Below are 19,749 nucleotides of genomic sequence, written 5' to 3' on the forward strand. Positions count from 1 at the left end.
TAAATTGGGCTAACGCCCTTGAAACAGGATATTTGATATGAATCATATTATTAACGCATTCAAGAATCTGCCTCGAAGAGGCCAGCACAATTTCGTGAAGATCTTGTGTCTGGCGCTCGGATTGGCAATCAGTTCGGTAATTATTGCCGAGATTTATTTCGAGCAGACTTACGATACGTACTTTCCAGGATGGGAAAGGACGTATCAGATTATGGAAGTGGGGCATAATAAAGGAGAAAAACTTTATTTTGATCAAACTTCGGGAGCTACGGCTCATGGTATAGCCCAGTATGCGCCTATCGTTGAGGCTGCAACCCGAGTAAACTGGTTGAAAAGCAACGCACAATGTAAGTTGGAAAACCAACAGGTATTCTCTGCTGATATGGTATTGGCAGATAGTTGCTTCTTCGATGTCTTTCCCCAAAGAATATTCATGGGTAATGCCAAGGAAACTTTGTCTCGTCCTAACTATTGTCTGGTTAGTTCACGGGTTGCTGAAAAGATAGGTGGTAATGTTGTAGGTAAGCATTTTTCTGTGCCGAATTATCCTGGTATCATATTTACGATAGGTGGTGTATTCGATGCTTTTCCATGGAATTCTACTTTTACATCCTATGGAGTGGTTGTGTCCATGTCAACGATGCCGCAGGTTCGTACTTTTGATGCGAGAAATGACTGGATTGGTTCTGATATATTCAATTCTTATATTCGTATAGCAAAAGGACATGGTGTAGGCGAATTGAAACCCTATGTTGACAAGATGCGCCAGGATCATTTTCCTATGAAAGAGTTGAAACAGGCAGGAATGGAATTGAATTATGATTTTGTGGTACTTAGTGAGGTCTATACTCAGAATTCTTACATCAAGATGATGGGGTGGATTCTAGGAATCATAGCCTTTGTGCTTCTTTTTACATCGGTAATGAATTATCTGCTGATTATTGTCGGTAATTTGATGACACGTTCTCGGGAGATGGCCGTCAGAAAGTGTTATGGTGCAGCACCGAAGAATATTCATTCTATCATATTTTCAGAGGCATTGGTACAGGTTGGATTAGCGGTATTGTTTGCGGCTTTATTCATCTTCCTTTGTAAAGGAACAATTAGAAACTTCCTTTCTGCGCCAATTGAAGCCTTGATGTTCTGTAGGGGAAGTTGGATATTGGTAGCCATTTGTCTTTTCGTGTTATTGGTGGGAGGATTGGTTCCTGGTTGGTTATACAGTAGAATTCCTGTTGCCGTAGCCTTTCGTGGTTATCAGGAAAATCGGAATCGCTGGAAGCTTGCTTTGCTTGGTTTTCAGTTTGTTATATCAGGCCTCCTGTTCAGTTTGCTTTATGTTGTGAGTGCTCAGTATCACTTGATGGTGAATCAGGATCCTGGCTATAGTTATGAAAATGTTGCCATATTGAAAGTTGATGCCTTGGATAGGGAACGTCGTGTTCAATGCCTGGAAGAAATCAGGCGAATGCCCGATGTAAGCATGGTCTCATCTACTTATACCATCCCTTTGGATGATTGGGGAATAGATGGTAATACGATAGCTTTGCCTGGTGACGAAACTGCTCAATTCAATGCTCAGGATATTGGAGGCGTGGATGATAATTTCTTCAAGATGTTGGAGATTCCAATCATACAAGGCTCTTTCTTCACCGAACGTAATGATAGCTGCAGCCAAATCATGATAGAAGAAAAAATGGTTGGAAAATTACAGAAGGTTTTTCATTGGAAAGATGGTGTTATCGGTAAGCGTATAGAATATTCGGGTGATGGAAAGGTTTACTCTATTTGTGGTGTATTCCGGAATATACAGATAGGTAGTCTTACCGGTCAAGATTCGGACCTCAAGTCTTTGCCTGCTTTTATTTTCTATGAAGATAAGGTTGCGCCGTATATGTTGGTTAAGTTTAAGGAAATGGCGGATGATACATTAGAAAAGCTCCAAAAGAAGGTGCAAGCTATGTATCCGAATAATTTGGTGAATGTATATTCTTATCAGTCGGAAATGGAATTACAGTACGTTTCCCAGCTCCATTTCCGCAACGGAATCCTGGTTGCCGGCATCATCACGATGATCATCGCCCTCTTCGGATTGGTGGGCTATACGAGTGATGAGGTAAACCGCCGCCGTAAGGAGATAGCGATAAGGAAGGTGAACGGGGCGAAGGTGAAGGATATTCTTCGCATCTTCCTGAAGGACATCATGAAGATTGCCTTGCCTTGCATCATCGTGGGCGACTTGGGGGCTTGGCTGATAGCCAGACAATGGCTGATGTCGTTCAGCGAGAAGATTACGATGACGCCTTTGCTGTTTATCGGCGTTACCATCATCTTGCTCGTCATCATCGGGCTTTCCGTCGTCATCAACTGCTACAAGGTGGCTAACAGTAATCCGGTGAAGTATCTCAAGGATGAATAAAATTAAAAGTAAAAAAGTAAAAAGATAAGAAAATGCTTAAAATAGAGAATCTTTGCAAGTCATTCCGCACAGAAGATGTGGAGACGATTGCTTTAAATAACGTATCTTTCACAGTAGAAGACGGCGAGTTTGTCGCCATTATGGGACCATCAGGTTGTGGCAAATCCACCTTGCTCAACATCCTCGGTTTGCTCGACAACCCAACTTCGGGAAAATATTTCCTGGGTAATCACGAGGTGGCAAACCTGAAGGAAAAGGAGCGCACGGATGTGAGAAAGGGAGAAATCGGTTTTGTGTTCCAGAGCTTCAACCTGATAGATGAATTGAATGTAGAGGAGAACATCGAGCTTCCTCTTACTTACCTCAACATTCCGAAGGCGGAGCGCAAGGCAAAGGTGCAGGCGATTATGAAGCGAATGGCCATCAGCCATCGTGCCAAGCACTTCCCTCACCAGCTATCAGGTGGTCAGCAACAGCGAGTAGCCATCGCCCGTGCCGTGGTTTTCGGTCCGAAGCTCATCCTTGCCGATGAGCCTACGGGTAACCTCGATTCCAAGAATGGAGCCGAGGTAATGCATCTGCTTACCGAGCTGAACCACGAGGGCACCACCATCGTCATGGTAACGCATAATGAGCATGATGCCAAGATAGCCCATCGCACCATCCAGTTGTTTGATGGACAGATTGTGGAGACGGAGGGCAATCAGCTTTAGGCTTCTGTCACTTCTGAGGGGCATCCGATGCTTTGTTAGAAGAGGAATGTCATAAATCGCTTGGTGTTAGCCTCTTTCTGCTTCAGCTCTTCTTCCATTCTCTGTATTGCCATCTTGAAGAAGAAGTGGATGAGGTGCTCGTCGGTTGCTTCTGTGCGAATCATGCGGAGGGCAGAAATGTATTCCTGTCGAGCTTCTGATGGGATGATGAGAAGAGGTTGATTCAATCTTAAGAGAATGTAGTTGCTGACGAGTCGGCCTGTTCTTCCATTCCCATCACGGAAAGGATGAAGATATTCGTAGAAGCCATGGAAGCGGGCGGCAAGAATCATGGGATGAACAGCTGCTGAAACAATGGCTTTTTCGGTTGATTCCAGCAGCTTGGGAACTCTGGCGATGAGTTCTTCGTGATTGCCAAATACCGTGTCGCCTGCAGCCATGTCTGTGGTGGTGTATTCGCCCGGAATGGCTTCTGGAGAACGGTAGGAAAGCGTATGGCTGGTAACCCGCCTGTTGATTTCTTTCAGAAAATTCTCATCGAGCGGATGCTGCGTGTTTTGCATCATGTACTCGAAGGCTTCGAAATGGTCGAGCATTTCGAAAGCCTCGAAGAGAGTCTTTCCGGCAGGAATCATCCCCAGACCTTTCTCCTTCAGTTCCCGGGTGTCATCTACGGAGAATGAATTGCCTTCAATGGCGCACGAAAAAGTAGAGAAGAGTACTTCATTATATTTGATGTACTCTTCTCTATCCATTTTATTGATGATAAGGGTTTGATATTTTCCTCTCAAATCCTCGTATTCCTTGATTTCCTTTTCGAATGCCATAATCTTCTGTATTTGTGGGGACAAAGATACGATTTTTATGGATAAGTACCAAACTTTTCAGAAAAAATTACGCTAAAAACTGCCGAATAGCTTAAAATGAGCTATTTATGAGTCTTTCACCTCAATAGAGGTAATGATTTGGCAACAGTCCTAAATTCTGCTATCTGCATACGTTTGCTGCCTAACAACTCTTTTCGGCTGCAAAAATACAAAAAAAATAATGAATCTAAGATTTTTAATTCCAAAAAAAACATCAAACCGAAAGACATGTTACAAAAGTACCAGTTTCCTTACAAAATAGCAGCATAATGTTTAATCAGATTTAATTTTACCGTCAATAAGTTTAATTCAGTTTAAAATAACCATCAAAAAGTTCTATCAATCATTTTTTTTGTACTTTTGCAATCGAAAACAAAGAGGTTTATACCTCCGCAACATGTATAACATTTAAAAAAGGAGAAAACATGAAAAAGTTTTTGTTTTCTATGGCTTTGGCATTAGGTGCTATATGCATGCCAAGTCAAGCAAATGCGGCTGAAGTATCTTCACCAGTAGTAAACAACATTAAGGCAACAACAACGTTCCAAGCAACTCCATCAAATGGTCCTGTCGTTATTATTACCAAAGATGGAACAGTCATTATTGTTCTCTAATGTCGTAGTCTATTGCTAATCAACTCTGTACAAATATGAAAAGGGTTATATTATTCACGCTTTCGTGCTTAGTCTCTTGTCTATTAGTCTCTGCACAAAAGATAGGATTATCCATACATTATAATATGGTGATGCAAATTCCGAAGGAGGTCTATAGTATGAGTGATTTAAGTAAAAGACAAATAATTATAAATCAATTGTCCAATCAGCATAAAACTTATACTTTATTTACTAATGGCAACGAATGTGCATTTTCAACCACAGGCATAGATAACAATGTTATCAAACTTGAAGGAAGTGGCTCATACTATACAAATACAACAGATAATAAGGAAATAAGTATAAAAAGCATTGTAGATAAGGCGTTTGTCGTTTTTTCTGATTCATTAAAAAATGAATGGGATTTGTATTTTGATGAGACTATAGAAGTTTTAGGAAAGAAATGTACAAAGGCCGTATATAAGAAAAATCGTTCTGTAGTAGCATGGTTCTGTCAAGAAATACCATCCCCCGTAGGACCTTGTGGATATATAGGGCTGCCAGGGGCAATACTCCGCTTGACGACATCAAGCGAAATTTATGAGGCAGAAAGTATTTTGCCTATAAAAGGGCAAGTCAAGATAGAGTTACCAAGAGGAAAAATAATGCAAAAACCTGCTTTTGAAAAGTTACAGAAGAAAAAGATTGAAGAGTTGAAGGAAAGCGGCAATGACAATGTCATAGTTTTATAGGATAAAACATAAGGATGTATGGGACGTTTAAGAAGTTTACTGTTATGTATGCTAATCTGCATATGTAGATTTTCTATAGCACAGAATATATCGGGTATGGTTGTTGATGCACAAAATACAGCCATACCCTTTTGTACTGTAACATGTTCACAAGATAGTGCGGCACATTCCATCGTTTCGTATGCAATATCAAAAGACGATGGTTCGTTCACTATTCAATCCAACAAGGCTTTGTCCTCATTTTGGTTGACAGCAAGATGTGTCGGATATACTACACTGAGAGTACATTATAAAGAAGTGCCGGCAACCCCATTACACTTAATGATGAAAGACGACAGCTACACATTGTCTGAGGTAACAATAAAAGGTAGAAACTTAGGGGCGAAAATAAAGAATGACACAATTGAATTTAGTCCAGATGTGTTTAAAAACGGAAGTGAACAGAACATGAGCGATGTCATTAAAAAGTTGCCTGGAATGACAGTCGATGAATCGGGAAATGTTTCCTACCAAGGAAAAAAAATAGATAAGTTCTTGGTCAATGGCGAAGATGTGCTTTCTACAGGAGGACATGCACTAAAAACTTTGTCCGCCGACTTTGCTTCTGGTGTGGAGTTGCTTAGTAACTATAATGATGGAAATGTCGGCAACTCTTTTAATTCAAAAGAGACGACAGCATTAAACCTTATAAATAAGGACTTCCATAACAAATGGGCAGGCAACTTTACAGAAGGTGGCGGTATGAAGAACAAGTTTGACAGCAAGAACTCAGCTTTAAAGATGGGCAATAAAGTATCTGCATCCATCATCGCAAATGCGAACAACACCAATGAGGCTGTATTCTCTATAATGGACTATCTCAATGCCAATGGCGGTCTTACAGGAGTAAAAACAACCAATGGATTTGCGCAATTGAGCCTTTCCAGTGCAGAAAGAAATGTCTTGATGCCAAGTAATGACGAATACAAAAGGACTTCAGGTATTGGCAATGTCAATTTAACATTGAAACCGTCTTCACACTACAAGGCCACAATAGGTGTAATCCACAATGAAATGGATGCAAAGTCTGCATTGTCAACGGAACAACATATAAAGATGGCGCAGGAAAACATACGTAAGTCAACAGAAGAGAATGGCAAGAAAAGAGGCAGCTTCAGTTCATTTAACCTCAGCCAAAAATGGGATGTCAATCAATACACAAGCTTGCGTTTCCAAACGAAGTTGGCATATAGCGATATGAGAAACAGTATGTCTATCATGGATTATTACAACAATAATTCCGATAGAAATGCAGACAATGACAAAAACAAAGGATTTAATGCTTTACAGCAGGTCAGCTTAAATTCGTTGATAGGCAAAGGCTTGCTTTATGGAAGTGTAGATTTCGCTTTTTCTAAGTCAGACAGAAACTTGGACATTCTTTCCTCTTACGAATTGCCTATCGAATATACACAGGATGATGGTTCTTACTATATAGATAGAGGTTTGAAGAAGCTGAATGTGGCAGGTGCTGTAGGATATGTATTTCCTATTTTCCATAAAATCAACTTGAAATGGGAGTTGTCCACTCAGAACTACGATTCATGGATAGACCAAAATGTAGATAGCGAACATTTGAACAGTCACAATTTCGGGATTTATGGGGGGCTCATGAAGAACAAAGGTCTCTTTAGGTTTGATGCAGGCGTTAGATTTTCTGATTATGGGAATAATACAAACATTAATGGACTAGCGACAAAGTCTGTAATCAAGTGGGAGCCATCCTTTGCAACAGAATTACGTTTCAGTCAGCAACACTCTGTTGCATTTGGACTGAGTTACAAATATGTGCCAACCGATATTGAAGCACTTTCGAGACTTTCTGTCATCAATAGCTACGATGAGGTCACAGATGCTTCCTCATATTCAAGGTTGGGCAACAACGCCCTGAACATGAATATTGCTTATAAGTTGTATAGTTTGTATAGCAGAACAATTATATTTATGTATTTGACTTATGAGAAGGCTGATAACACCGAAATGCTGAACTATCAGAATGACGGTTTATTACACAGCCAAAATTATATGGATGGAGGAAAAAAGGAAACCGTAAATGCAACTTTATATGCCAACAAAGGATTGGGCAACTTGCCTATTGATGCCAAACTGACCACAACATTTTTATGGAATCGAAACGAAATTGCATACAATTCCATTCCGTGTAAAATGTTGATAGGGAACTTAAAGACAGACTTAGGTTTCGTCTCACGCTTTAAGATTCCTTTCAATGTTGAGGTTGATGGCTTGTACAACAAGTTGACAAACAAAGTCACCGACTTAAACATTGATTCTAGTGACAAGGAATTTGGTGGAACTGCAAAGCTCATATTTGCGAAGAACAAGTTCGCCAGTTTTGTTACCGGCAAGTGGAACAAGATAGAGAATACAAGCGGAAGTAAGATATTGCGAGATATTGATTTTTCCATTTCCTATAAAATCAAGAAATTCACATGCAAACTTTCTGGCACGAATATCTTTCACCTTAACGGAATCAATTGGTTAAAACAAAATGTTACACCAACTTACACATCCTATGTTAGATACAAACAACATTCTGGAAATGTTATGCTATCTCTAACATATCAATTGTAAAAGCAACAACAAAGAGGCGGTTTACCCAAAAAAAGTAAGCTGCCTTCTTTGTTCTTGCAAAAAGTATATTAAAGTTTGAAACGACGCTGTGTTTTTAACCTTATATTATTCCACTGTTCCTTAAACCATTCAACCATAGTTTGTCTATTTATATACAAAAATAGTTGGTTCGGCTTGGTAGAATCAGAGAATACATTAATTTCTGCATTCACTACATTGAACTTTCTTCTGTGCTCCTCGGAATAGAGTGAACCGCTAAAGTTGAGTGCCTTTCCTGTAAGAAGCACCCCAATTTGTTCAACGGTAAAGCCAACCCTCCTGCACAGGTCTTCCATTTGCAAGCGTGCCTCCAACATCGGGAACCAACGCTTGGCTTTGCGGATAATGTTGTTGAGCATCGTTATCTCCGTGGTGTGCTTGCTCTCCAAATTCGCGACCTCCGATTGGTGCTTCCACTGTATCTCGTCAAGCTGTTTGCTGTGGCTGTCCTCCATACACTGCACCTTCTCATGGAGTTCGTCAATGTATTGCTCTCGGTTTGTCACAAGCTCGCACAACTTTCTGTTGTGTTGCTCCACCTCCTTCAATTTTCCACTACCTAAAAGAGAACCAATCTTCGACACAAAGGCTGTCTTGGCTTCCATCTTAGCAGCCTGTAGTTTCTCCGTGCTGATTTCACTCTTGGTTTGTTGTAGAAGTCGCTGTGCTTCCTCAATATCAGATTGCAGCAGCTTCATACAGTTTTGAAGTCTCTCGGTCTCTCGCTTGATGTTGCGATAATACTGTGCCGTGGTGGTATGCCTCGCATCTGATCCACGGACCCCTCTCTTCAAGCCATACTTGCTCATGGCTTCAGCATAGCTGTCGTGATAGCCAATCATTTTGTCTCGGTTGAGCACATCATCGGCACACAGTCTCACGGCATTGGCTTTCTTGCGGTATGTCCGCTTGCCCTCTTCCGTAGGTTTGCTTCTTGCCTTTCTCCGCTCGCCTATCACTATTGGAACGATGGAGGCATGGAGGTGTGGCGTGTGCTCGTCCATGTGCAGAACAACCGAAACAACATTTTCCTTGCCAAACGTGTCTTGTAACCATTTCAAGCTGTCGTTGCACCAATCATCAAGCTGCCCATTGGCTGCGATGTTCATCATGTCCTCGTGCGTTCCAGACAGCATGGTTCTTATCACCCTCACCTGGTCGTTGGTTATCTTACGCTTGATGCCTGCCGTCTTGATGCGGTGGGCGATTGCTTCATCACGACCATACACACCGCTCGGCATCTTGACAAGCTCACGGTTGAGGTGAGTTCTCGTAGGGTCAGCGTTGTCGGGTATCACCTTGCGTTCTATGTGGTCTGATTCCCTTGCGTCCGAGCTGCCCTTTGCCTTCTTGAAATCCAAACTGAAATGTCCCATAATAAACTTGTTTTTGAGTTGTACAAATCCGCTTGCCGCATTGCGCCCTGCGCATGGCTCACGGGGTTTCAAAAGGGGATGCCCCTTTGCTCAAATGGGTGTTTTTAGCGGTGGCGTGCCACTGCGTCAAGAAAACGCCCTATTGAGCTATGGCTTTTCCGTTCAGAATAGCCATTGGAGCAGGAACCGCCTATATGCCCAAGGCTGCGCCTCTCTTTCGAGGTGGAACGGTTTGCTTAACAGGCTGTACTTGGTGTACAGACTGTTTGGATTTAACTCCGCACAGATAGTCGTTCAAGTCTTTGTACTCACTGTACAAGTGGGATGCGTCCCTCACATGGTAGCCGAGGGCTGTCTCGATGGCAAGCGTTGCCTTCCGCCCAGCCTCGTCGTTGTCGAGCAGACAACTGATGCGCTCGTAGCCGTGTAGTGCGTCAATAGCCTTGTCAACGTTGCTTGTTGAGTTGAGTATCACGTAGTCCTGCGCTTCCAATGACGGACAAGACGGAAACTTCTCCATGCGTAACGAGAGAAAGGAAAGATAGTCCATCATGCCCTCGAACACATAGCAAGCGTATCTTGGCTCGCCTTGTTGTCGGATATGTGTGATGTCCTTGGGGGACATGCAACCCTTGAAGAATCGGTTACGAACCTCGTAACCGACCGACTTGTTCTTGAAGCCGATGGCGAAGTAGTTCTTGCCATTATGCGAGAAGTGGAGTTCCACACATTCCTTTCGGGCGATGCACAGGTCAATATTCCGCTCGCTCAGATAGCGTAGGAGTGCAGGGTGGTTGAGTTCCCTAACCTCCAATCTCTCAAAACTCGGCTCGGAAGCTTGCTGAGGGAAAGAAAAGTCGGTCGGGCGTACATGGGGTGCTTGCTTCTCCATCTTGTCCAAGAGATATGGCAAGCTGTCTGATGCGTAGAGGTATGACGCAAGGGTGATGATGTTGCCGCCCTTGCCCATTCCGAAATCGAACCAACTGTTCATCATGGTGTTCACCTTGAAAGATGCCTCGCTCTCATTTCTAAGCGGTGACTTGTACCAAAGGTTTGCGCCCTGCTGCTTGACAGGGCGGTGTCCCAAACTTTGCAGGTAGTCTGCAATCTTGATTTGCTTTGCTTCTTGAATGTTCATGTTTTACTGTGGATTAAGTGGTGTATGTATTTCTGATGAATTGTTGAGAATGGCATGTATTGGTATGATAGTCAAATACTTATCTTCTCAACAAACTCTCAACAAATGGTTCTTTTTAACAAAATCACTGGGCAAAAGAGAAAGACAGGCATTAGCTGTCATGTTTTCTCTTTTCAACAGTCTCTTTCTTTTGTTGAGAGATTTGTTGAGAAAATGTTGAGCCTTAAATACTTGATATTCAACAATTCTTTCATCATATTCAACAATTCAACAAAATTATATGCTATTTAGCTTGTCCATCGTTACAGTGTAGAACCTGCCCACACGTTTTGTTGGCGAGTAGTGACCGCTGCTATTGTAGTTGTACTCGTATGAGGTGTAGGTGAGGGCGTTCTCTGAAGGTTGCAGCTTCCAACAGTCCTGCACTATCTTTCGCACAAGGTGCTTCTCCGCTTTCACGTGGTTGCATTGCAACAAGGCGATTGCGTCATTGAGGCAGAATTGCAAACTGTCGGTTTGAGTGTTCTCCATGACCTCAAGGAACAGCTCCGACATTTCCACCTCAAGTCTGTTACGGTTGCAGCGTATGATTCTCCTCAGAGCATCGGTCGCTATCTGTTCGGGGGCGAACCACATTCGGCTCTTGTGCTCTGTGGATAGCGTTCTGCCTTGCAGATGGAACAGAAAAGCGGGTATCTCCGCCTTCAGTTTCTCCAAGAAGTCGGTATCGTCAGATTGCAACGATGAAATCTTCCTCACCCAATATCGGGTCTCGCCCTCGTCAATGATGACAGGCAGGGATTCGTTGTTGGAGCACAGCACAAACTTGGCAAAGAAAGAAATCTCGTTTCTGTCCTTGCCCTTGGCTTCCACCTTGTAGGAGAGTGTGGTGCTGAGATTCTTTAAACGCTCAGAATCCTCCCTGCGACTGAGTAGCACCTCATCCACGACTATGAGCAGCTTGCCAGCCCAATCTGCATTGAACTGACTGCGGAAGTCCTCGTTGGTATTGAACGTAACGTTGTCTTGGAACAACGCTTTCAGAAAGTTCAAGAACGTGGTCTTGCCTGTGTTCCTCTCCTCAGACACAAGCAAAAGAATTGGAAGTTTCTGCACAGGTCTGAGATAGAGCAGTTGCAGATAGTCCATGCCAAGCTCGTATTGCTCACCGAAGATGTGAAAAAGCAATTTCTTGATGTTCGGAAAATCCCCTTTCATTGGCTTGTGGCTTATCGGCTCGTAGAGATTGAGAAAACCATCTATTACAGTTCGGTGGTTCACATGTTCGGGAACGGTACAGAATCCGTCATACTTGTGGACATACTTGATGAACTCCTTGCCGTAGTCCTGACGCAAGGTTTCCATGTTCCAAGGGATGCGCTTTCTTACCTTCCCTCCATTGATAGTAGGTTGGTCAACCACCTTGTATAAGGTTGTGCCAACACGGATGAACACCTCGTTTGGTGGAGGTGGTGCCTGTGGCTGCATGGTAGCAACTTCGACTGGCAGTTTGTTGTCATTTGTCATGTTCATAAATTCTCCTTTGTAACTTATAAAAATTAAAGTTGCAAAGGTAATGGCGGAAAATCAAAATACAAAACTCAAACCTACGCAGAATGGAGAAGTTTGAACCGACAGTGTTAAAAGATAGGAAATCAAGGTGTTTGATGTAGCTTTTGGGGATAAGGTAAAACGAAAAATCCCGAAGAAAGGCTTACAAAGAAACCGTTCCTCGGGATGAACAAAAATGTATTCCTGTATGTCATACGTTTTACATGTCATACGATAAACATATAAAACGTATGACATCAAAAGTTCTGCTTTTTCTCACGACAACACTTCTCGATACGACAATGAATCAGTACGACAGCACCTCACTAAACTGCCAAGTATTCAATCATATTTTGCTAAAGGTGTTTGTACCTCCATAGAGTTGTAGGATTATGGTACTTTTCTCTTTTGCTCCGTACAATCTCTTGAGGATTGCATCACGAAGTTGTGCTGCGCCAAAAGAGTGGAGACGAAAGCTAATGGTAACTATCATCGGAAAACTAAACAGCGTTTGCCAAACGCCAACGGAAGTTTTGTCCTTGCGTTGAACTTCTGACATAGACAGCATACCTTCCTTATATATGGCTCGTATCACAGAGTTGAGTTTGGGAGCTGTGGCATGAAATATATTCACCAACTCGCCTTCACCCATCCACAAGTTCTCTAAGTTGGACGGAATGGAAAGTGTCCCATTTCCGTCCATAGTGATAATTGTCCTTTTCATACCATTCCTCCTATTACAGGCAAATGCCCCTTGATTCGACTTTCAAAAACAGATATGTCATGGTCAAGTTTGTTACTTGTCACCTTGGCGTATATCTGTGTTGTGGTGATGTTCGTGTGACCGAGAATCTTGCTCACGCTCTCTATCGGCATACCATATTCTAAAGCCAAAACTGCCCAACTATGACGAGATACGTGGAACGAAACTTGCTTTTTGATACCACACATTGCAGCAACTCGCTTGATATGCTTATTGATAGTTCCATGGTCACCAATATGGAATAAGTGACAGTCTTTTCTGAATGATTTGTATCTCTCAATAATCTGTATAGGTATATCCATCAGCTTGATTTGGAATGGTACACCTGTCTTCTGACGCTTCGACACAATCCAAGGAGCACCATTAACTATACAGATGTTGTCCTCCGTCAAGTTCTTGATGTCTATGAAAGAGATACCTGTCCAACAACCAAAAATGAAAAGGTCTCTCGCAAAAGCCATGTTTGGGTCTTCCAACTTTATCTCAGTCATGGCGGTTAGCTCGTCCAATGTCAAGAACTCACGTTCCTTGTGGTCTGGGTCAACATGGTACATGGCAAATGGATTTCTCGGTATCTTGCCATTGTAGTGTGCGGTCGTAACGATATGTTTCAGCGGAATGGAGTAAATCCAAATGGAGGACTGCGCAAGTCCTACCACATTCTTCAAGTACAGACAATAGTCACGGATGAACTCCTCGGTAAGCTCATTCATGGACATGTCGCTGCGCTTGTACTGATACTTGATGAACTCGGCAACATACTTTCTCACCGTTAGGTACTTGTTGTAAGTAGTCTTTGCCCTGTCCTTGCCGACACGCTTGGCAAAGGCGGCGTTCTCCTTGTCAAAAGCTCTGAGCAAAGTCTCGTACTCCGTGCCAATGCCTTGGTAGGCATTTCTCACCATTTCAGCGGTAACGAACGCCTCACGGTCGGAAAGACGTTGGTAATGCTTGGCGATTTGCGCCTTGATGTTATCAAGCACGAAGTTCACCTCCTTGGCTTCCTTACTCTTACCTATGGCTCTGTTGCCCTTGGCATCCCAGATAGCCTTGGTAACGCTCTGCTTGCAACTGAACTGTGCGATAGTTCCGTTGATTGTCACACGTCCCATGATAGGGACAATTCCGTTTCTCTCCTTGCTTCCATTTACATAGAAGACTGTCTTGAAAGTGCATCTCATAATTCTTACTTTTTTGTTCGGTGCAAAATTAAACTATGAGAGTTGCATGGCAAAGCCAAAACCTACGCAGAATGGGGAAATATGAACCGCCACCGTTAAAAATGCTTATTAGGGCGTTTCCATTGGGTAATGATTTGAAAGCGTTTCTACTTCTCTAATATGCTTTTTCCTCATTTCCTTGTCACTGACAACTAAAGCCAAAGACTGCCACAACCACTTGAAACTCAAAACAAATGCTCTATTTTGCTATTTTTTGCCTTTTTAGGCGTTCTTTTCTCTTAAAAATGTGCTTATGTTATGGGATGATGATGCGGAAGGTGGTGATTCCCTGTGCCTTGTCCTGATGGAGCGAGAGGCTGCCGCCGCTTACTCGCATGATTTGGCGGGAGAGGGAGAGACCGATTCCGCTTCCTTCCGGCTTCGTGGTGAAGAACGGGATGAAGATATGAGAGGCTACATCATCAGGGATGAGACCGGCGTTGTTGCTCACGTCGATGATGATGGATTCCTGGGCGTTGGCGTAGGCTTGGAGATGGATAAATGTCTTCTTGCTTGACGCTGATTGCAAATCCGCGGAACAGCATTCCTGTTTGTCTTCTCTTTCCTTTTCCTTGAAAGCTTCTACGGCATTCTTCAAGAGATTCGTTACAACGTGAGAGAGGAGACTCTCATCGGCGTAAACCAGCAAATCCTTGGGAGAAACTTCTATCTCTACTTCGTGGTTGCAGAGCAACGCCATTCTTTCCAGGAATGGTTCCACATAGAAGAGGGCAGGCTGAGGCTGGGGAACATGGGTAAAACGGCGATAGTTGTTAACGAAAGCCAACAGCTCGGTTCCTGTTTTGTGGATGGTTTCCAAACCTTGCTTCAAGTCTTTATCCTCTGTAACCCGGGTAAGCAGAGTCTCGCTCAACGAAGTAACCGGCGTGATGGTATTCATGATTTCATGGGTCAGCACACGAATCAGTTTGATCCAAGAATCCACCTCCTGGTTGCTCAGCTCGTGGCTCACGTCGCTCAGGGCGATGATGCGCACGTGCTTGTCTTTCAGCATAGCTTGCGTCTCATGCTTTGCCAGGTGCTCATCCTTCAGCTTTCCTTTTACCTGGTTCATGTGGGTAAGCACATCCGTATCGAGCAACCGGAGGGCTGCCTGATTATGCTGCAGGATGTTGTCGTGACTATCCACCACAAGGATGCCCGTATCCACCGCATTCAGAATCTGCTCGTAATATTTCTCCCGATCCATCTGCTCCTCTCTCGTATGCTGAAGAAAGAGCTTGATTCGGTTGAGGGACTGGTGTAGAATATTATCTTCCTTAAACCTCTTCTCCGTAGGAAAGTTGAAGGAGAAATCCCCATTATCTATCGCATCAAAAAGGAAGGTTACCTTCTTGATGTTACGGCGATAGTGGCGGTAGAGGCGAATGTAACCCACTACAGCCACGAGCAAAAGCACGATAATAATCACCTTATTAATATCCATACCTCAAAAACTATAGAATTCTTCACTCTTCACTTTTCGTTCTTCACTTAAATCCCGTATCGCTTAATCTTATTATAAAGCGTCTGGCGTGAAATGCCCAGTCTTGCGGCTACCACCGACAGATTTCCCTCACATTCCCTGATGGTTTTCTCTATCATGCGGCTCTCCATCTCGTCGAGTGTCTGAACCTCTTCCAGGGGCTTCTCTCTTCTCTGCTGATTTCCGCCGTCAATATCTTCGGCAGAAATCATTCCGCCATCAGACAGAATCACGGCTTTCTCGATGGCGTGCTGGAGTTCACGTATGTTTCCGTACCAAGGCAAACTGGTAAGTTTTTTCTCAGCTTCTTCCGAAAGACGGAGATTCACCTTATTATATAAATCGCCATATTGACGGAGGAATCTTTCTGCCAGTGGAACGATGTCTGATTTTCTCTGTCTCAGGGCAGGCAATTCCAGATGGATGGTATTGATGCGATAGAGCAGATCCTCTCTGAATTCGCCATCGTTTACCATCTGCTGCAGATTGCGGTTGGTGGCGCAAACCAGTCGCACGTTGATGGGAATCTGCGTGCTGCCGCCCACTCTTACGATGCTTCTGCGTTGCAGGGCGGTAAGAAGTTTTGCCTGAAGACCATAGGATAGGTTTCCTATCTCATCCAGGAAGATGGTGCTGCCATCGGCAAGCTCAAACTTACCCGGTTTATCCACCTTGGCATCGGTAAAAGCACCCTTCACATGACCGAAGAGTTCGCTCTCGAAAAGGGTTTCCGTGATGGCCCCCATATCCACAGGCAGCATTTTCTTTCCACATCTTGTGGATAAACGGTGTATCTCGTTGGCTAATACCTCTTTACCCGTTCCGTTTTCGCCCGTAATGAGGATATTCGCATCGGTAGCGGAAACTTTTTCCACAATACTTCTTAAATTGTTCATAACTTCGCTATCGCCCCAATACATAGCGCTTTGCGTATCTTTTCCACCAAGTTTTCCACCTTTCCTGTTGATAGCGTTATCCACAGCCTTGTTCTTATCCCTAGCCTCTATCAGCGTGCGGATCATCTTCTCGTTTTCAAAAGGCTTCACGATGAAGTCGGCGGCACCATCCTTAATGCCTGTTACGGCAAGTTGGATGTCGGCATAGGCAGTAAAGAGCACCACTTCGGTTTTCGGGCTGAGGCTCTTGATTTCCCTGAGCCAGTACAATCCCTCGTTTCCCGAATTGATGCCGCTGGAGAAGTTCATGTCGAGCAGCACCACGTCGGGATGCTCCTCTCTCAGCTTGGCTGGGATGGAGTTAGGGTTGGCGATGGTGATGATGCCATCGAATATGGGTTCCAGCAGTATCCTCACCGTAGTAAGAATGTTGCGGTTGTCATCAACTATCAATATCGTTCCTTGTTTCTTCATTATTGCTGAAATTGCTATTATTTGTGCAAAGTTACACTTTTTCTAACGAATCTCCTAATATTTTTAGTACTTTTGCATAAAATTCTTCCAGCTAAGGGTTAGGAAAACGTTAGGTAGTTAGTATTATAAGCAAACAAAACAAGAAAGAAATCATGCAAATGAGAAAAGAACAGATAGAACAGCTCTTCCGACAGCATTACCCCAGGATGTATCAGCTAGCCTTGGTGCTCCTGAAGGATGAGGCGGCAAGCAAGGACGTGGTGAGCGATGTCTTCGCCGACGTGCTTGATGGGGATGTTGAGTTATTGCCTGATAAGGCAAGAAGCTACTTGTTGGTTTGCGTACGCAACAAATGCCTGACGCTTATCAATCGACAGAAGATGAAGGACAGGGTTCACCACCTGCTGCAACTTGACGCTTCACCCACCATCGAACCTGCCGAGGCAACCATCGCTGCCATCGACCGTGAGACGGATAAGCAAGAAACCATCCTTGCTTATATGGAGAGTGAACTGACGCCCCAAACGAACCAGGTACTACAACTCCGCTTTCGGCAAAAGCTGAAATATCGGGAGATAGCTACCGAGTTGGGCATCAGCGAAGTGGCGGTGTACAAGCATTTGGCGCAAGGCATCAAGAAATTAAAACAAAAGTTTAACCCTTAGAAATATAGTGAAGATTTTATGGATAAGTTTGAAAAGATATTGGATATGATCGATCATCAGGAGAAATACACTGATGATGAGATTCGTGAGATATTGCGAGATGAGGAATGTCGCAAGCTCTATCAGACGATGCAAGAGGTGGATTCGACTCTCCTGAAGCATCAAGCGACAGAAGCGGATGTGGATGAGGCTTGGGAGAAATTCAGCGAAGAGCATCACTTGGAAGAAAGCGCGAAAACGATTCCTATGCAACCTGCCTCTCGCTTCTCTTGGCGCAAGATAGCTGCCTCCGTCGCTGGCTTCATCTTGGTTTCTGGCATCGCTTTCGCTGCCATCCACACCTATATCCGCAAGAGCCGGGAGCCTATGCCGATAGTGGAGAATGCGGAGCAGGGGGCAATGGACGATTCTGTGAAGAATGATACTGCCCAGGTGGCTACGCCATCGGCGGTGAAAGCCGAGAAATCAGCCATTCACAAGACCTTTGAGAATGTGGCTTTCGGCAAAATGATGGCAGAGATAGCTGCTTATTACGACCTGCAAGTGAAGTTCATAAGCGATGAGGCAAAGAGCCTTCGCCTCTATTATGAGTGGGATAGCCATACCAAGATAGAGGATGTCATCAAGGAATTGAATCAATTTGAGAATGTGGATATTGCCTTGCAAGGCAATGAAATCATCGTAAAGTAATATGCAATATCTTATGAAAAGATTTTCAATCATAATATGCTTGTTGTGTGCCATCATTTCTAATATGTGCGCCCAACATATCTCTCGCCGCTATCACGACCGCAGCATGTCGGACGTGCTCATCGACCTCGATAAGAGTTCCTCTCGTTATAAGATTAGCTTTATCTATAATGAGTTGGAGGACTTCACCGTTACCCAAAATGTGAATGAGCAGAATATTCCCGATGCCATTCGCCGTGTGATAGGATTTTATCCGATGAAGATGACCGTGGGCGACAGTTTGATTACCGTAGAGTGTATCCGCAAGGGCGAGCGCAAGCTGATAGGTAGGTTGATGGATAATCACAATCTGCCCGTGGAGTTTGCCAACGTGCAGTTGCTCAGTGCCAAGGATTCTTCTTTCCTCTGTGGTGGCGTGATCGCATCGGTGCCGAGGGCGTATGGCGCGAGCAGAAGTATGAGGACATCAAGAAGACGAACAGTTATATCCGTCCAACTTTCTTGCTCACTTATCCTATCAAGAGTGGCTCCATCCAGTTGCAGACAGTCAATGGCGTGAACTATCCACCGATAGCTAATCTCAATGAGAACACCACCATTATCATCCCTGGGGTAGTGAACCAAGGCAACCCTAATCTTACCTCCAACAATGAGTATGGTGCCTTCCTCCGCATCAATCATTATTCCTCTTGGCTGCAAGGTCAGTTGACATTCTTTGGTGTCTATACCGACAGCCCGATGAGCGTGTATTATGAGTGGCGCACCATCCAGGAACAGAAGTATCTGGTGCAAACCTATGAGAACTCCAACTATCAGTGGTGGTATGGTATGGGATATGCCCTCAACATCAAGCCTTTCAAGAGCGAGTTGCTCAACATCGGCTTGTATGGTTCCCTCGAGCGATACTCCATGAGCAGCGGCATCATCGGCAAGCACAACCAGTGGCGCATCCCGCTCACTTATCAGATCAATGTGCGCAAGGGCAAGTGGGGAGCCAGCTACATTGGCAATATCGTGGCGAAGGAGCCAAGAGGTCCCTATAACTATTGGGATGAGAGTGCCAGCAACTTGTCTGTATATTATCAGCTTGGCAACTGGCGCATCACCGCCACGGGTTATTGGCTCTTGAATGATGCCAAATACAAGTTTGAAACCATCGACAACCCGATATTGAGTCGCAAGGAGTGGCATACCATCAAGGATAACAACCGCATGGTAAGCATCGGTGTGAGCTGGAACTTCTTCTCCGGTAAGAAGAAGGATATCCAGAAGCATATCAATAACCGAGATGGGGATTCGGGTGCGTTTAAGTAAAGTTTTAAATTAAGAGAATTAATACCAAGAGAAGGAGTATCATGTACTTTGATGCTCCTTTTTTTGTTAATTATTCTAATAAATTCATTCAAATTCTTTCCAATGTTTGCAAAATTGGAGAGAATTGGATAAATTTGCAGACGAAATTAATATGTTTTAG

The 19,749-nt window shown here is 43.8% G+C and carries 17 protein-coding genes; 9 read left to right on the forward strand and 8 right to left on the reverse strand.

The annotated features are described in order from the left end of the window. Positions 1-37 precede the first annotated feature (37 nt). Positions 38-2,419 (forward strand): ABC transporter permease, encoded by a 2,382-nt coding sequence (locus tag ONT08_RS06710; protein WP_264959536.1) that lies wholly within the window; start codon positions 38-40, stop codon positions 2,417-2,419. 32 nt (positions 2,420-2,451) lie between these two features. After that, a complete protein-coding gene (locus tag ONT08_RS06715; RefSeq protein WP_264959537.1) occupies positions 2,452-3,132 on the forward strand; it encodes an ABC transporter ATP-binding protein in 681 nt (226 codons plus the stop codon). A 35-nt stretch (positions 3,133-3,167) separates the two neighbouring features. Here ONT08_RS06715 and ONT08_RS06720 read toward each other — a convergent pair whose 3' ends face one another. Continuing rightward, on the reverse strand, positions 3,168-3,959 hold the full coding sequence (locus ONT08_RS06720; protein WP_264959538.1) for a Fic family protein: 792 nt from the start codon (positions 3,957-3,959) through the stop codon (positions 3,168-3,170). A 464-nt stretch (positions 3,960-4,423) separates the two neighbouring features. Here ONT08_RS06720 and ONT08_RS06725 point away from each other — a divergent pair, with 464 nt between their 5' ends. From ONT08_RS06725 to ONT08_RS06735, 3 genes are read left to right on the forward strand one after another with little or no spacing between them, the layout of a single operon-like run. Next, positions 4,424-4,612, forward strand: a complete 189-nt coding sequence (locus ONT08_RS06725) for a hypothetical protein (RefSeq protein ID WP_118214373.1) — start codon at positions 4,424-4,426, stop codon at positions 4,610-4,612. 35 nt (positions 4,613-4,647) lie between these two features. Then, on the forward strand, positions 4,648-5,343 hold the full coding sequence (locus ONT08_RS06730) for a GLPGLI family protein (RefSeq protein WP_118214372.1): 696 nt from the start codon (positions 4,648-4,650) through the stop codon (positions 5,341-5,343). Positions 5,344-5,361: 18 nt separating this feature from the next. Then, on the forward strand, positions 5,362-7,974 hold the full coding sequence (locus ONT08_RS06735; RefSeq protein WP_264959539.1) for a TonB-dependent receptor: 2,613 nt from the start codon (positions 5,362-5,364) through the stop codon (positions 7,972-7,974). A 68-nt stretch (positions 7,975-8,042) separates the two neighbouring features. Here the strand turns inward: ONT08_RS06735 and mobV are convergent, their stop codons facing one another. The 7 genes from mobV to ONT08_RS06770 all read right to left on the reverse strand — a co-directional run bounded on the left by mobV (position 8,043) and on the right by ONT08_RS06770 (position 16,920). Then, positions 8,043-9,389, reverse strand: coding sequence for a MobV family relaxase (gene mobV, locus ONT08_RS06740; RefSeq protein WP_118214398.1), 1,347 nt, complete (start codon positions 9,387-9,389; stop codon positions 8,043-8,045). A 190-nt stretch (positions 9,390-9,579) separates the two neighbouring features. Beyond that, the gene (locus tag ONT08_RS06745; RefSeq protein ID WP_264959540.1) at positions 9,580-10,530 is read right to left on the reverse strand and encodes a toprim domain-containing protein; all 951 of its coding nucleotides are present in this window, start codon (positions 10,528-10,530) and stop codon (positions 9,580-9,582) included. 276 nt (positions 10,531-10,806) lie between these two features. Then, positions 10,807-12,018 (reverse strand): primase-helicase family protein, encoded by a 1,212-nt coding sequence (locus ONT08_RS06750; protein ID WP_153090344.1) that lies wholly within the window; start codon positions 12,016-12,018, stop codon positions 10,807-10,809. Positions 12,019-12,427: 409 nt separating this feature from the next. Further along, the gene (locus ONT08_RS06755; protein ID WP_118214369.1) at positions 12,428-12,805 is read right to left on the reverse strand and encodes a hypothetical protein; all 378 of its coding nucleotides are present in this window, start codon (positions 12,803-12,805) and stop codon (positions 12,428-12,430) included. Beyond that, on the reverse strand, positions 12,802-14,028 hold the full coding sequence (locus ONT08_RS06760; RefSeq protein WP_181989128.1) for a site-specific integrase: 1,227 nt from the start codon (positions 14,026-14,028) through the stop codon (positions 12,802-12,804). The genes ONT08_RS06755 and ONT08_RS06760 overlap by 4 nt, the downstream gene beginning before the upstream one ends. A gap of 292 nt (positions 14,029-14,320) precedes the next feature. After that, entirely contained in the window at positions 14,321-15,511 is a 1,191-nt protein-coding gene (locus ONT08_RS06765; protein WP_264959541.1) for a sensor histidine kinase, read from the reverse strand. Between the two features lie 47 nt (positions 15,512-15,558). Next, positions 15,559-16,920 (reverse strand): sigma-54-dependent transcriptional regulator, encoded by a 1,362-nt coding sequence (locus ONT08_RS06770; protein WP_264959542.1) that lies wholly within the window; start codon positions 16,918-16,920, stop codon positions 15,559-15,561. A gap of 158 nt (positions 16,921-17,078) precedes the next feature. On the opposite strand from ONT08_RS06770, the gene ONT08_RS06775 reads away from it, so the two are divergent. Genes ONT08_RS06775 through ONT08_RS06790 form a run of 4 tightly spaced genes read left to right on the forward strand, consistent with a single transcriptional unit; the run spans position 17,079 to position 19,589 of the window. Beyond that, complete coding sequence (locus ONT08_RS06775) at positions 17,079-17,585, forward strand: sigma-70 family RNA polymerase sigma factor (protein ID WP_181985890.1); 507 nt, start codon at positions 17,079-17,081, stop codon at positions 17,583-17,585. Between the two features lie 18 nt (positions 17,586-17,603). Beyond that, the gene (locus ONT08_RS06780; RefSeq protein WP_264959543.1) at positions 17,604-18,275 is read left to right on the forward strand and encodes a DUF4974 domain-containing protein; all 672 of its coding nucleotides are present in this window, start codon (positions 17,604-17,606) and stop codon (positions 18,273-18,275) included. Between the two features lie 13 nt (positions 18,276-18,288). Then, positions 18,289-18,834, forward strand: a complete 546-nt coding sequence (locus ONT08_RS06785) for a hypothetical protein (RefSeq protein ID WP_264959544.1) — start codon at positions 18,289-18,291, stop codon at positions 18,832-18,834. After that, positions 18,777-19,589, forward strand: coding sequence for an outer membrane beta-barrel family protein (locus tag ONT08_RS06790; protein ID WP_264959545.1), 813 nt, complete (start codon positions 18,777-18,779; stop codon positions 19,587-19,589). The genes ONT08_RS06785 and ONT08_RS06790 overlap by 58 nt, the downstream gene beginning before the upstream one ends. Positions 19,590-19,749: the final 160 nt, after the last annotated feature.

Origin of the sequence: Segatella copri (assembly GCF_026015465.1) — a bacterium.
GTDB classification, from domain to species: domain Bacteria; phylum Bacteroidota; class Bacteroidia; order Bacteroidales; family Bacteroidaceae; genus Prevotella; species Prevotella copri_E.

What these genes read in the sequence shown, in the direction of transcription:
- ONT08_RS06710 (WP_264959536.1), top strand. Translation starts at nt 38, where the DNA reads ATGAATCATATTATTAACGCATTCAAGAATCTGCCTCGAAGAGGCCAG.
- ONT08_RS06715 (WP_264959537.1), top strand. Translation starts at nt 2,452, where the DNA reads ATGCTTAAAATAGAGAATCTTTGCAAGTCATTCCGCACAGAAGATGTG.
- ONT08_RS06720 (WP_264959538.1), bottom strand. Translation starts at nt 3,959, where the DNA reads ATGGCATTCGAAAAGGAAATCAAGGAATACGAGGATTTGAGAGGAAAA.
- ONT08_RS06725 (WP_118214373.1), top strand. Translation starts at nt 4,424, where the DNA reads ATGAAAAAGTTTTTGTTTTCTATGGCTTTGGCATTAGGTGCTATATGC.
- ONT08_RS06730 (WP_118214372.1), top strand. Translation starts at nt 4,648, where the DNA reads ATGAAAAGGGTTATATTATTCACGCTTTCGTGCTTAGTCTCTTGTCTA.
- ONT08_RS06735 (WP_264959539.1), top strand. Translation starts at nt 5,362, where the DNA reads ATGGGACGTTTAAGAAGTTTACTGTTATGTATGCTAATCTGCATATGT.
- mobV (WP_118214398.1), bottom strand. Translation starts at nt 9,389, where the DNA reads ATGGGACATTTCAGTTTGGATTTCAAGAAGGCAAAGGGCAGCTCGGAC.
- ONT08_RS06745 (WP_264959540.1), bottom strand. Translation starts at nt 10,530, where the DNA reads ATGAACATTCAAGAAGCAAAGCAAATCAAGATTGCAGACTACCTGCAA.
- ONT08_RS06750 (WP_153090344.1), bottom strand. Translation starts at nt 12,018, where the DNA reads ATGCAGCCACAGGCACCACCTCCACCAAACGAGGTGTTCATCCGTGTT.
- ONT08_RS06755 (WP_118214369.1), bottom strand. Translation starts at nt 12,805, where the DNA reads ATGAAAAGGACAATTATCACTATGGACGGAAATGGGACACTTTCCATT.
- ONT08_RS06765 (WP_264959541.1), bottom strand. Translation starts at nt 15,511, where the DNA reads ATGGATATTAATAAGGTGATTATTATCGTGCTTTTGCTCGTGGCTGTA.
- ONT08_RS06770 (WP_264959542.1), bottom strand. Translation starts at nt 16,920, where the DNA reads ATGAAGAAACAAGGAACGATATTGATAGTTGATGACAACCGCAACATT.
- ONT08_RS06775 (WP_181985890.1), top strand. Translation starts at nt 17,079, where the DNA reads ATGAGAAAAGAACAGATAGAACAGCTCTTCCGACAGCATTACCCCAGG.
- ONT08_RS06780 (WP_264959543.1), top strand. Translation starts at nt 17,604, where the DNA reads ATGGATAAGTTTGAAAAGATATTGGATATGATCGATCATCAGGAGAAA.
- ONT08_RS06785 (WP_264959544.1), top strand. Translation starts at nt 18,289, where the DNA reads ATGAAAAGATTTTCAATCATAATATGCTTGTTGTGTGCCATCATTTCT.